General features: G+C 47.4%; 10 protein-coding genes. 3 read left to right on the top strand and 7 right to left on the bottom strand.

Annotation, left to right across the window (positions count from 1 at the left end):
* The first annotated feature begins 146 nt into the window (after positions 1 to 146).
* Together GZ78_RS10955 and GZ78_RS10950 are read left to right on the top strand one after the other, a co-directional pair.
* A complete protein-coding gene (locus GZ78_RS10955) occupies positions 147 to 1,355 on the top strand; it encodes an ATP phosphoribosyltransferase regulatory subunit (protein ID WP_456236226.1) in 1,209 nt (402 codons plus the stop codon).
* Positions 1,356 to 1,455: 100 nt separating this feature from the next.
* Positions 1,456 to 2,748, top strand: coding sequence for an adenylosuccinate synthase (locus GZ78_RS10950; RefSeq protein ID WP_034836459.1), 1,293 nt, complete (start codon positions 1,456 to 1,458; stop codon positions 2,746 to 2,748).
* 41 nt (positions 2,749 to 2,789) lie between these two features.
* Here the strand turns inward: GZ78_RS10950 and GZ78_RS10945 are convergent, their stop codons facing one another.
* On the bottom strand, positions 2,790 to 3,461 hold the full coding sequence (locus GZ78_RS10945) for an OmpW/AlkL family protein (RefSeq protein ID WP_034835373.1): 672 nt from the start codon (positions 3,459 to 3,461) through the stop codon (positions 2,790 to 2,792).
* A 407-nt stretch (positions 3,462 to 3,868) separates the two neighbouring features.
* Here GZ78_RS10945 and rnr point away from each other — a divergent pair, with 407 nt between their 5' ends.
* Positions 3,869 to 6,391: a ribonuclease R gene (rnr, locus tag GZ78_RS10940; RefSeq protein WP_034835371.1), complete on the top strand. Its 2,523-nt coding sequence runs from the start codon at positions 3,869 to 3,871 to the stop codon at positions 6,389 to 6,391.
* A 37-nt stretch (positions 6,392 to 6,428) separates the two neighbouring features.
* Here the strand turns inward: rnr and GZ78_RS10935 are convergent, their stop codons facing one another.
* From GZ78_RS10935 to GZ78_RS10910, 6 genes are all read right to left on the bottom strand, one after another.
* Positions 6,429 to 8,216 carry a lipoxygenase family protein gene (locus GZ78_RS10935; RefSeq protein WP_034835369.1) on the bottom strand — a complete coding sequence of 596 codons (1,788 nt, stop codon included), beginning with the start codon at positions 8,214 to 8,216 and terminating at the stop codon, positions 6,429 to 6,431.
* A gap of 444 nt (positions 8,217 to 8,660) precedes the next feature.
* The gene (locus GZ78_RS10930) at positions 8,661 to 9,455 is read right to left on the bottom strand and encodes a hypothetical protein (protein ID WP_034835366.1); all 795 of its coding nucleotides are present in this window, start codon (positions 9,453 to 9,455) and stop codon (positions 8,661 to 8,663) included.
* 3 nt (positions 9,456 to 9,458) lie between these two features.
* Positions 9,459 to 10,736, bottom strand: coding sequence for a hypothetical protein (locus GZ78_RS10925; RefSeq protein WP_034835365.1), 1,278 nt, complete (start codon positions 10,734 to 10,736; stop codon positions 9,459 to 9,461).
* Between the two features lie 152 nt (positions 10,737 to 10,888).
* Positions 10,889 to 12,103, bottom strand: a complete 1,215-nt coding sequence (locus tag GZ78_RS10920) for a tetratricopeptide repeat protein (protein WP_034835363.1) — start codon at positions 12,101 to 12,103, stop codon at positions 10,889 to 10,891.
* Positions 12,096 to 12,776, bottom strand: coding sequence for an energy transducer TonB (locus tag GZ78_RS10915; protein WP_051786060.1), 681 nt, complete (start codon positions 12,774 to 12,776; stop codon positions 12,096 to 12,098). The genes GZ78_RS10920 and GZ78_RS10915 overlap by 8 nt, the downstream gene beginning before the upstream one ends.
* A gap of 1 nt (position 12,777) precedes the next feature.
* Entirely contained in the window at positions 12,778 to 13,191 is a 414-nt protein-coding gene (locus GZ78_RS10910; RefSeq protein ID WP_034835361.1) for an ExbD/TolR family protein, read from the bottom strand.
* Positions 13,192 to 13,201: the final 10 nt, after the last annotated feature.

The raw sequence follows: 13,201 nt of genomic DNA, 5'->3' as shown, positions 1-13,201 counted from the left end.
GCCATGAGCGGGAAATGCAGCTCGCCCCGAAACATGAAAATGATTACGGGTCTGATAGCGATGTATTTTCATAGTAAAAGTGACGCCAAATATTTTTCTTTCGTTGTGAGCAATAGTGGTGAGAGGCTACTTTTGAAGCAGTCTCTATGAGCGAAAAAAAGAGGGCTGTTATGACCGTCGCAGATCGCTGGTTGTTGCCAGATGGTATTGAAGAAATTCTGGCACCCAGAGCACGCCAGGCAGAAATGTTGCGTCGTGAGATGCTGGATTTATTCGATCGCTGGGGCTATGAACTGGTGATTCCTCCTCATCTGGAGTTTATGGAGTCGCTGACAGCAGGCGTAGGTCATGATCTAGAGTTGCAAACGTTCAAAGTGACGGATCAACTCACAGGTCGCACCATGGGGTTAAGAGCGGATACAACCCCTGCGGTGGCAAGAATCGATGCTCATACCCTGAAAGACAAAGGTCCAGTAAGACTTTGCTATGTGGGCAGTGTTTTTCATACTCGTCCTGCCTCTCTGGGGGCTTCAAGGTCTCCCATTCAGCTGGGTGCTGAACTGTATGGGCATGCCGGTGTAGAGAGTGACATAGAAGTCATATCCCTGATGCTGGAAACGCTTGCTGCAGTGGGTATTGAATCACCTAACCTGGATCTGGGGCATGTTCAGATCTATCGCTCACTGGTGGAGTACGCCGAGCTGAGTGAAGATCAGGAGCAAAAGCTCTTTGATGCCCTGCAAAGAAAAGCAGCGTGCGAAGTGTCTGAACTGTTAGCCGACTGGCAGGTAGCTTCAGGTACTGCAAACATGTTTAAAGCGCTGACGTCTCTGGCGGGCAATGCCAGTGTCATTGGTGAAGCCCGTGCGTTATTAAAAGAAGCGCCAGAAGCTGTTTTTAAAGCGCTCGACCAGCTCGAAATGATTGCTGGCAAAGTGGCTGAGCTTTACCCGTCAGCTAACCTCTATCTCGATATAGGTGAGCTGCGCGGCTATAACTATCATACAGGCGTCGTATTTGCTGCTTATGTCCCCGGACAGGGACAGGCAATAGCCAAAGGGGGTCGATACGACGGCATAGGACGAGTCTTTGGTAGAGCTCGTCCTGCGACTGGTTTCAGTACAGATCTGAAAACATTAATTGAGCTGAAGGCTCTTCTGGATCTGAAAGCTCAAACCAGTGAAGAACGAATGACAATATTTGCCCCTGTTGATGCTGATCCTGCCGTTGTGCAGAAGTTGCGTCGCCAGGGACAACGGGTAGTTTGCCAACTGCCTGAACAAGAGACAGACGCTGCGGGCACGGGTTGCGACCGGCAGCTGGTCTGCCGTGACGGAGAATGGGTTGTAGTATAACCCTCCGGCCTGTCACAGATGCATGAGAGTCGGCTCAGAAAAACTCTGGAGCCGCACTTTGTCATGTCTGTTTATTTTAGAAAGTAAGAGACCGTTTACCATGGGTAAGACTGTTGTCGTACTGGGCACTCAATGGGGTGACGAAGGTAAGGGCAAAATCGTTGATCTGCTGACTGAGCAGGCTGAGGCGGTTGTGCGCTTCCAGGGCGGCCATAACGCCGGCCATACACTGGTGATTGACGGTGAAAAAACCGTTCTGCACCTGATTCCTTCAGGTATTCTCCGTGAAGGTGTCGTATGCTACATCGGTAATGGCGTAGTACTGTCTCCTGAGGCACTGCTGAAAGAGATTCACAAGCTGGAAGAAGGCGGCGTTCCTGTGCGCGAACGTCTGCGTATCAGCCCATCCTGTCCGCTGATTCTTCCTTATCACGTTGCCCTTGATCAGGCTCGTGAAGTTGCTCGCGGCAAGGAGAAAATCGGTACCACAGGTCGTGGTATTGGCCCTGCCTATGAAGATAAGGTCGCTCGTCGTGGCCTACGTGTAGCTGATCTTCTGCACCCGGAGCGTTTTGCCCAGAAGCTGAAAGAAGTGATGGAATACCATAACTTTGCTCTGGAGCATTTCTACAAGGCTGATACGGTTGATTTCCAGAAAACTCTGGATGAAGCTCTGGCCATGGGTGAGCAGATCAAACCGATGATCGAGCGTGTCACCGACAAGGTTCATGAGCATCACGGTAAGGGCGACAATATCCTGTTTGAAGGTGCTCAGGGCTCTCTGCTGGATATTGATCACGGTACCTATCCGTTCGTGACATCTTCCAATACAACGGCTGGTGGCGTATCCACCGGTAGTGGTTTTGGTCCTCTGTATCTGGACTACGTGCTGGGTATTACCAAAGCGTACACGACTCGTGTTGGTTCCGGTCCTTTCCCGACCGAACTGTTTGACGATGTAGGTATGCACCTTGCCAAGAAAGGTAACGAGTTTGGTGCGACAACCGGCCGTCCACGTCGTTGCGGTTGGTTTGATGCCATTGCACTGCGTCAGGCTGTTCAGATCAACTCTGTGTCAGGTCTTTGCCTGACCAAGCTGGACGTTCTGGATGGTCTGGAAGCCATCAAGATCTGTATTGGCTACAAGAATGCTCAGGGTGAGTCCATCACGACCCCTGTGGATGCTGAAGAGTATGAAGAAATTCAACCGGTTTACGAAGAAGTAGCGGGCTGGAGTGAATCTACTTTCGGAGCCAGGAATCTGGATGATCTGCCTGAGAATGCCCGTGCCTACATCCGTCGTCTGGAAGAAGTAGTGGGAACACCTATCCACATTGTTTCTACCGGCCCGGATCGTGTAGAAACGATTATTCTGGAACAGCCTTTCGGTTGATCCGTTACCCCGCCAGGATCACTGGCGGGGATTTCCTTTTATCAGAACTTGTAAGAAACACCGGCCATATAAACCAGTGGATCCAGTTCTGCATCCAGCTTGTAGCGATTGCCGTCACTATCCTTGAACTTGGCTGTGGTATTGATATCCATATACCAGACTGCGGCATTGATGGCCCAGTTTTCGTTCAGGCGATAGTCAAAGCCCAACTGTCCACTCAGACCCATTGAGCTGTCCAGCTCCAGATCCCTGAAACTATCACCGGCTGCGCCTTTAAAATCTTCACTGAAGAAAACGGTGTAATTCAAACCAAGGCCCAGATAAGGCTGGAACTTGGAGTTTTTATCCATTGGGTAGTATTGCAAACTTACTGTTGGTGGCAGATGTTTAACTTCAGCAATGTCTCCCAGTGCGGCCAGGTTTCCCTTACCGGTTAGAGTGTGCTGAAACGGTGTCGCGGCTAACAGCTCAACGCCAAATTTATCCGATAGCATGTAAGTGAAGGAGAGACCCAGCTGAGTGTCATTATCGACATCAACCGTCGCATTTTTGTCCTCAACTCCGTTGGTTTTCAGGCCTCCACTGTCGACATCGGTCTGAACGCTGGCGATTCCGCCTCGGAAAATAAAGTCTCCGGCCTCATAAGCCTGGGCAGATGTAGCAGAAACAGCAACAGCTGCAGCAATAGCCAATGAGAGAACGTTTCTGTTCATGATGGTCCTTTATGTGTGGGTGTAGAAGGGTTTTTCTTTTTGATTGTTAATATTTTAATTAATTATGAGTGATAAAATATTGATCTGAATCAAAGCACTCCCTCGAGTCCCAGTACATATGCGGTAGGAATTCAGTTGAAACTGTGGGCATACTAGGAGTCTGACCGAGAATAGACAGGTCGGCCTAAAATCCAGAAAGAACGGCCCATTTTTCCGATGAATTTGATTGAATAGGCCACTATTCGCACAAATTCATCGAAAAAATGGCCTCGTTCTACTGAATTTTATTCTCGACCGCTATTCTCAGCCAGACTCCTGGACAAAGATGCAGCGCTTATTTCCCATATCGGGTTACACTGCTATGTACCGATAGACATGTTAAGAACACCGAGAGGTTGATAGACCCCATGCCCAAAAAAGGGTGGAAAGAGCTGGACTCCCAGGCTTCTGACGAAGCGGCCCGCTACGACAATCCTATTCCCAGTCGTCTGTTTATTATGGAAACCCTGGAAAAGCGGGGGGCTCCGGCGAACCATAAAGTATTGTGTCGTGAGTTGGGAGTGACGATTCCTGAGCAACAGGAAGCCCTCCTATTCCGCCTCAAAGCCATGATCCGTGACGGACAGCTGCTGGAAACCCGAAAGGGAGCTTACGGCCTGCTGAGTAAAATGGATCTGGTGAAAGGGCGTATTCAGGGTAATAAGGACGGCTTTGGCTTTCTTATTCCTGATGAAGGTGGGGAAGACTATTACCTCTCCTGGCGTGAAATGCGAAAGGCTTTTGATGGTGACCGTGCTGTCATTCGCGAAACAGGTGTTGATCGCAAGGGACGCAAAGAAGGCCAGATTGTTGAAGTCATAGAGCGTAATACCACTCAGCTGGTAGGCCGTTTCTATATGGAACACGACAATGTTTTTGTGGTACCGGAAAACTCCAGAATTGATCGTGAGATTCATATCAAACCGGGTCCTTTGATGCCCAGTCACGGGCAATATGTTCTGGTTGAAATTCTTGAACAGCCGGGAAGGCGAATTCAGCCATTAGGTCTGATCAAGGAGGTTCTGGGTGAACGGCAGGATGCGGGCATGGAAGTGGATGTCGCTGTGCGCACTCACAACATTCCCCACGAGTGGCCACCTGAAGTTGAAGAGCAGGTGGCAAAGTTCAAACCAGAAGTGACAGAACGAGATAAGAGTAACCGGGTTGATCTGAGAGAGACTCCATTTGTCACTATTGATGGTGAAGATGCCCGTGACTTTGATGATGCAGTCTACTGCGAAACAAAGAAAAGCGGCGGCTGGCGTTTATTTGTTGCCATTGCTGATGTCTCTCACTATGTGAAGCCAGGCACTGCGCTGGACAAGGAAGCCTATAACCGGGGCACTTCTGTGTACTTCCCGGGGCATGTTATTCCCATGTTGCCGGAAGTGCTGTCTAACGGTCTCTGCTCTCTGAATCCTGAAGTGGATCGTTTGGCCATGGTCTGCGAAATGACCATCAGCGCCAATGGTAAAATTTCCGGTTACAAGTTCTTTGAGGGCCTGATTCGCTCCCATGCCCGACTGACCTATACCCAGGTCTGGGAAATGCTGTCAAAGCCTCTCAGTGATGAGGGCAAGGCCTTACGACAGGAAAGAAAAGCTCTGGTCCCTCATATTGAAGATCTTTATGGCCTTTTCAAGGTTCTGAAGAGCATTCGTTCTGAAAGAGGGACTATTGATTTTGAAACGGTTGAAACCCAGATCGTATTTGGTCGTAACCGAAAGATTGAAAAGATTATTCCAGCTGCTCGTAATGATGCTCATAAGCTCATTGAGGAGTGCATGCTCTGTGCGAATGTATGTGCTGCGAAGTTTCTGGATAAGCACAAAATTCCAGGACTTTACAGGGTGCACGAAGGGCCGACGATGGAAAAGCGGCTTAATCTGAACAGCTTTATTGCCAGTCTGGGGTTGTCACTTCCTGCAGGTAAACTAAAACCCGCTCATTTTCAGGCGCTACTTGAGTCTGTGAAAGAGAGGCCTGATTACAAAGTGATCCAGACCGTTGTTCTGCGCTCCATGAGTCAGGCTGTTTATACCTCTGATAATCAAGGGCACTTTGGTTTGGCCTTTGATGAGTATGCGCATTTTACCTCGCCGATTCGACGTTATCCCGATCTGCTGGTGCATAGGGCTATTCGTCATATTGTTCGCTCTGCTGTAGAAACACGACATGTCACTCGTGTTGGTGCAAAGGAGATGAATAAGAAGACCATCTATCCCTATGATGGCAACGAAGTGCTGGCTATGGGTGAACACTGTTCAGCCACTGAGCGCCGAGCAGACGAAGCTACCCGTGATGCTATGGACTGGCTGAAGTGTGAATATATGCAGCAGCATATAGGGCAGACATTCTCGGGGGTGATTGCATCCGTCACTGGGTTTGGTCTGTTTGTTGCGCTGGATGATATTTTTGTCGAAGGTCTGGTTCACGTTACCGGTTTGCCTGGTGACTATTACCACTACGACCCTGTTCATCACCGTCTGGTCGGTGAAAGAACCGGAAAAAGTTATCGTCTGGGCGATGATATTGAAGTGAGAGTTGCCAGTGTCAATCTGGATGATCAGAAAATAGACTTTGAGTTATCCACAGGTGCTTCGCTCAAACCTCGCGCACGTAAATCGAGAAAAAGCCCTGGCAAGGGTGGAAAGCAACTGGCCAGCGTGGCTAAAAGCAGGGCCGCGAAAAAAGCCTTGATGGATGCTGCCAAGTCTGAAGAGTCAGGTAAAAAATCGGACAAAAAGAGAAAGCCTGCCCGCAAGCAGAAGGACAAGGCCAAAACCGCTCAGAAAAAAACCGGAAAGCCATCAGCAAGTAATAAGCCTTCAGCAAAGCCTGCTGCAAGCAAACCGGCCAGCAAGCAACCAAGAAAGAGAAAGGCAAAATAAAGGAGGGCATATAGCCCTCCTTTCAAGTCATCATAAATCAGATATTGATGCTCTGGGGAATCTGGCTGGGAAGCAGGTAAGGGTATACCAGCGATCTCTTTGCATTCCGCTTATTGATAACGGACTCGATATTCTTCAGTTTTTCTCTGAATCTCTCCAGCAGGCCGCCTGCTTCTGTGACTCGTGGATCCTGAAAAATAAGAGCATAAGGCTCTTTGTTATCGTAATAATCACCCAGTTGTGTATGACGGATATCGCCCAGAGCATATAGAACATTGAACTGTCTTCTGGCTACCTCTTTGGGTGGGAGCATACCTAGCCAGTCTTCCTGACTTTCTACCTGTTCGGTGTTATTCCCCCAGACGGCACCGCTGGTAGAAGGCGCGTATGTCATGTGGTCTTTCTGAGGAAAGTTAACTGCTGCATGTTGAGCCGATGTCGTAAAAATAACCATAGTCAAAAAGTCTCCCAAGGCTTCTCGGGTAGAGACAGCTGGCAGATTTCTGAGCTGGCCATTCAGCTCCAGTGTTTCCAGTAGACTGCCCAGTTCCTTATCTCCGAACACATCTGCATCAGAAAAATAATAGAGAGTAATGTATTCATTGACCCACTCCTGAATGGCTTTCCAGACTAACAAACCGTCATCACGGTATGGGTAATCCGGTAATACAGACAGCGTGTCTACACCTCTGAGTTTAAGGTTTTCAGGCAACATGTTGGACGTAAAGTCGAACTTATGTCGATCCATGGCAACCAGATGCTGTATCCACTCGATCTTAGCGCCAAAAATATTGTCAATGATGCCATCCTTATTGATCAGGGTGGCAGCAGCCAGAGCATTGATTGTGTGAGTCCCTTCGAAATGCGTGATCAATAGCTTGTAGAGAGGGTGTATAGGGGCCAGGTCTCGATGGACTGCGACGGAAATAGCTTCTGCGACCAGATGAGCGCGACCGAGATGAACAAGAATTTCATGATGATTGGTATCAGCGACCTGAACAATCGTTTTTGCTGCTTGCCAAGGCCAGTAGCCTGGTGCACTACGATTACTTTCGACATAGACCACTTTGGTTTTTTCTGGATCCTGTCCATATTGGATCGCTACCGGCAAAAGGTCCTTTCTATCTGGCGTCAGGCAAAAAAGTGCTATGGGGGCAAAGACTTGCCTGACTGCATCATTGGGATGTTTAGCCAGGGGCAGTAGCTCGTGATAGTCGACAATAAATACCCGCTTTTCAGACAGCGCTGTGGATAAAGTGTCTGCATACTTTAGTGCCTGTTGAAAACCAACCTCAGTGACTGCCAGTTTGCTGGGTAATTCATGGATAAGAGTTATCAGCATGGGGTTTGGGCCTGCCAGTCTCAGCTGAGCGAAGTACCGGTCAGAATGAAAAATACTGCTGCTTGTTGGCTTGGAGATAATGCTGAAGAGTTGATCGTATTCGTCCAGTTTTCTTGAGTGCCTGGCTGATTCATCACTTAATACATCGGTCAAAAAACCAACGATATCCATTAAGACTTCTTCACGAAAGGACGTGGGTACGCCGTCTTCGTCCAGTTGGTCTTCCTCTCCTTCTCCCGCAAAGTAAGACGCGACGCCATTAGCCGCTGCATTGGCACCTAATTTGGCTACCGTTTTGACCACTTCTTTATGCCAGCGGCCATTCGGTTGTACTTCGTAGGGCGTTTCTTTTAAGGCTGGGATGCCTTTCAGTGACTCAAGGTCATAACTCCATTGATACTGCTTTCTCTCGCGGGTAAGCATTCGTTTACGCATTTCTGTGGTTTTTGGATCGTCCTGCTGTGGCAAGCTGGGGATCGACATTGAACGACGCGAGACTGGTGGGTTGCAATACGGTGGATCGTTTTCTTTTCTGGTCTCGGGAGGTTGTATGCGTGCTCTTCCGGACGATGGGTATCAACAATTTTGGCTACTTTGGGACCCGCCCAGGCAGGGGGGGTAAGAAGGTATAGCAGGACAATGGTTGAACTACTAACAACTCTGAGTAAAGAGTGCATAGATTCGACCCACCAGGTAAGAAACAAAAGAATGCTCAGGCTTGTACCGCCAAAGCAGGGGGTATCACGACAGAAAAGAATAGAGCGTGGATTATGAAGGGGTAGTCACATATCTAAAAAGTTAAGAGCCAGAGAGGTGCCGTGACTCAGATAAAATGATGTTTTATTCTGATTTTGTCTTCCTGATTAAGGAGCTATTGCTCCTTCTCGGTATGACCATATTTTCAGTCTAATATATCAAATTAATGATTTAATGATGATCAAGCCGACGGAGAGCTTCTTCTTTTTGCCGCTTTGCTTCATCCGAAAGCTCTACATGAACATTTTCCATGAATGCTTTGACTGTTTTTTCACATTCCTGGGGGACGTTGTGTTTATCGCTGTAGAATTCTCCATAGCTTGTAGCTCTCATAGATATCACCAACATATGTCGGTCTCCTATAGGGAGGTGGTAATCTCGGGTCCAGCTACCTTTTATACCCCCAGACTCTTGACTGACAAGCCAGAAATGGTTGTTGACCCTAAACTCTACTAAGTCATCATCTGTTTTTGGATAAACAACTAGAGTAGGTGGTTCAAGGAATGGCATCTCTTTTCTGCGAAGCTCATAATCATCCATGAGCTGCTGGTTCTGTGTCCCCCTGAATTCTTCTGAATTATTAAGAATTAATTTGATAGCCTCCTGCTTTTTGAACAAAGAATCGATCTCCCTGTATTTTGGAGTGAGCCTTTGAATAATAATTTGAACAGCTATGCCCCCAATGTCTCCGAAACCCCAAGGTTGATCGAAGTAAGACCAACCATTTTCGAATAAAGTTGTAGTAGAACCCTTTCCATCGGGCCATTCGTTAAACCTGCTTGGAGTATAGAGATTAAGTGATTCAGGCCAGATTTTTCTTGGAACTGCTGTCGTCTGTGGAGGGTTTCGAAATATTAACTTTGTGCCTGATAAGTCGAATTGTTGTTCTGGCGCACTCTGGAAGTTAGGTTGCCCTGCAGGCTTGAGTGGCGTGGAAAAAAGACGTCGAAACCAAATGCCTAACATACATTAACTCCATAGACTCTTTACAACTGCTAAGAATGATTTCGCATGTCCCCCATTCTGAGTAGCTACGTGCGCATTAAACTCATGAGCGCTCTTGAAAGGATGTAAGTGAGGGTTAAGATCGGGGTTGGTGGTTAGATTTCCCATTATATTTCGTACTTTTTTAGCTTTTTGCTTCATTGCAGGATAGGCTAGTACAGCACCAGCTACGCCACTTCCAGTTAGTCCACCTATCGAAGGGTTTACAGCTTGTCCTGCAGCAAAGCCACCTGCTATTGCGAATGAATTTTTGAAGGCACTGGTAACAAAACCATTGAATGTTACTCTATCTTGAGCAACCTGCTCTCGAATAACTGCGAGCTTTTCGCTGTACTCTTCACCAAATTCTTGCAGCTCTTTTTGGAAGCCTTTTCTTAATAGTCGGTTGGAAACACTTGTCCAGTCATCTCCATTTACTTTTACTATATCTTTATGAAGACTTATTCCTGCATGGCGTATCATGGGTAGAAGTTCTTCAAGAGATGCTTTGGTAGGAGCTGCAAATAATACTTCTACTTTGTCAAGGGAGTGTCCCTTTAAAGAAGAGAGAGCTGATTTAAAAAGCTGGCAGCCGCTACCGTGAATGACCCATTGAGTTTCTTTATTTCTTTGTTGGGCATCTTTTAGTAGTTTTGCCAAAGTTAAGCTAGCTACGTTGAAGTTGGTTTTTTTTTGGTCAGGTGTTATCCATAAACGACCTTGTTTACATGATTTCTCGGGGTGATACATCAATGTATAGCCAGTGTCCTTTGCATCTCCATAAGCCTTCTCTACCATCTCCGGCATTACTCGTATTGCTGTGTCCTCAAATCTGGGACAAACTCCATTTATAGCTACTTTTTTAGTAGAAATGGATGGCTCCGGGTCTTGAATATGATCGGTTGTCCAACGCTCACTCTTTTTACTGTATTTGATGTGGTATGCGCCAGGTACTTTATCATCCCCAAAGTCGCCTGAAGAAATATCAGTAATCATCACACCACTAAGATCACCATAACGCATAGCTTGTTGAATAAAGTAAGTGATCTGAACTGAACCAATAGCACTCATGTGAACACTGGCATCGTCAGCGGCTGACATGGATGAAATTCCACCAGCAGTAGATTTCAGCTGTTTAATACCATGAATGATTTGTTGGCCTTTGGAATCATTACTGACCAGCTCGGCAAACTTTCCAGCGAGGTGAGAAGCTACATAGACTTTTCTACCACAGGCACCATTAGTGTCTTTGTCGAATAGCATAAAGTCGGACTAACCATTACACGCCTGTGAAAGTAGAGGGTGTGAGGCTCCCATACTTAAAACTCCCTTTTATATTGTTGTCCTTAAATGAATGCGTCCGATCCTATCAAAAAGGCAGAAGTCTTTTAAAGCATCTTTACTTTATGACGACTTCATATCTCAGCCTTACTGCGCTCTATCTCTGCACGGGTATAGTCCAACCACTGTAGAGCAGAAGTCCGTGTCTTTTTATGGTTGGAAGCGGCCTCCAGTGAGGCCACAGCATCCTGATACTTTTTCTGGTTGAACAAGGTCATACCCAGCATCAGTTGAGCAGAGGCTTTATCATCCAGCTCTTTTGAAAGAGCGGTTTTTAAAGCCTGTTCTGCTTGTGGCCACTGTTGGGATCGAAGATGCAGCTGAGCTATCAGTAGTGAAGACTTACCGCTGTTATCAAGAATGACTGCTTTCTTCAAAGTTTGAAGCGCTTTCTCATCTTCTCGGGCTTGTAACCAGGCTTGTGCCAACAGTTTCAGATTATCAAGAGATGACTCCATGTAGCCTGCTTTCAAACCCCGGGACAGCACCTGTGCAGATTTTATTGGAAGGTTTTGTTGGAGTAGCAGTGTGCCTAGTGCTTTGAGATGGGGGGCGCTGTCTAACTGACCCGATTCAAAGACACCTTCAAGGAGTACCAGTTGTTTTTTGGGCTTCTCCAGTTGACTGTATATGGCGGAAAGAGCCAGCAGATATTCCTTCTTCGGATAGCGTGCCACCATCTCTTCCAGCACTTTTTCCACAGCTGGATAATCTTCCAGTGTCTGATAGTTGGCCCGCAGCAGCTGATACCAACCTTCTTCTGGCTTATCTGAAGCGCTAATGGTTGACTGAATCATCTTGGCAGACTCTTGGTAGTCTTTTAGCTGGTAAAGGCAGTGAGCCATCAGAACATTCAGGCCGGTATCCTGGGTCTTTTGGTTGGCCGTGACAGCTATGGCTTGCTGGAGAGCTTCTTGATATTTTCCGGTGCTGAACCAGAGTTGAGCCAGGGTTCTTCCGGTGCTGAGTTTGAGTGCATCGGGAAGGTCTTCCTGTTTCAGGACTTCCTTATAAGCATTGACTGCTTTGGGATAGTTGTCCTGTAGATAGAAGGTATAGCCTGTCAGGTTCCAGATTTGAGCCTTCTCGTAGGAGGACAGTCGGCTATTGTCTTTTAAAAGTAATTGCAGCTCAGTTTGGGCTTCCTGATACTGGGTTTGATTGACCTGATCACGAATACTTTCTAATGCCCGATAAACGGATTCAGACATGGCCGTAGCATGTAGCTCCATTGAAGCAGCCAGAGCCAGGCAAGCCAGAGTATTGCGGAGTGTGGAAAACTTAACCATTGTCGCCTCCCTGAATGAGATAGGTGAAGCGGTTTCTAACGCCTTTCACTTCCTGAGTTTTTCCGCCCACTACTTTTGGCTGGTATCGGAAACGTTTAGCCGCATTGATGGATGGCTTTTGGAACAACCAGCTGTCGCAAAGTGACTCGACTACTTGAACATCTTTAACCGTTCCTTCCCGGGTTACGGTGTATTCCACCGTACAAAAACCCTGAATACCTCGATTGACGGCCCGTTCCGGATAGATAGGAGCGACTTTTACAATAGGCAGGTACTCGCCTTCCTGAAGATTGCCCAGATTAAAGCCCAGTCCATCCATATTGATGGCAGGGTTGATAGAAGGGCGGCCAGTAGCGATTTTTTCCAGAACCGGAGCATCGGTGCTGACTTGTGGCATTGCGGGTGGTGGTGGAGGAGCTTCTGGTGTTTCCGGTTTGGCAGGGCGCTTTTTCTTTTTTACCGGCTCCTCTTTAGGTTTGACCCGGACAAAGTCCAGAACATCACCATAGGGCTGGGCTTCAGTATTCCCAGAGGGCAGGTCAATGAGAGCCTTCATTCCCCAGCACAGAGCCAGAGTGATCACAACACCGGGAATAGCGACCGTGAAGAGTCGTTTTGTTAACAGCGGCTCCCGAAAGCTCTGCTCTATATCTATTAAGGTTTCAGAACTCACGTCATTCACCCTCAACGGTAGCAATAGCGACATTACTGACGCCTACTGCTCTGGCAGAGTCCATCACTGCGATCAATAATTCATTGCGGGAATCCTTGTCGGCCTGAATAACCACTGAACCTTTAGGGTTCTCAGCGTGAAGTCTCTCAATATTGGCTCTCAGGGCATGCTGCTCAATTTTTCTGCCATCAATCCATATACTGTTGTCATCAGTTAATGCCACTAAAATGCTGGCATTGTCCTGTTGTGTGGCCGTCGATGCCTGTGGGCGATTGACGTCTATGCCAGCTTCCTTGACGAAGCTGGCAGTGACGATAAAAAAGATCAACAGAATAAACACCACATCCAGCATGGGAGTGACATCAATATTCAACTCCTCATCACCCATGCCTTCCTGCCAGGAAAATTTTCTCATTGTATGGATC

This window comes from Endozoicomonas numazuensis (genome assembly GCF_000722635.1).
GTDB classification, from domain to species: domain Bacteria; phylum Pseudomonadota; class Gammaproteobacteria; order Pseudomonadales; family Endozoicomonadaceae; genus Endozoicomonas_A; species Endozoicomonas_A numazuensis.
The sequence above is the reverse complement of the archived record's forward strand: the minus strand, read 5'-3'. Positions and strand labels throughout refer to the sequence as shown.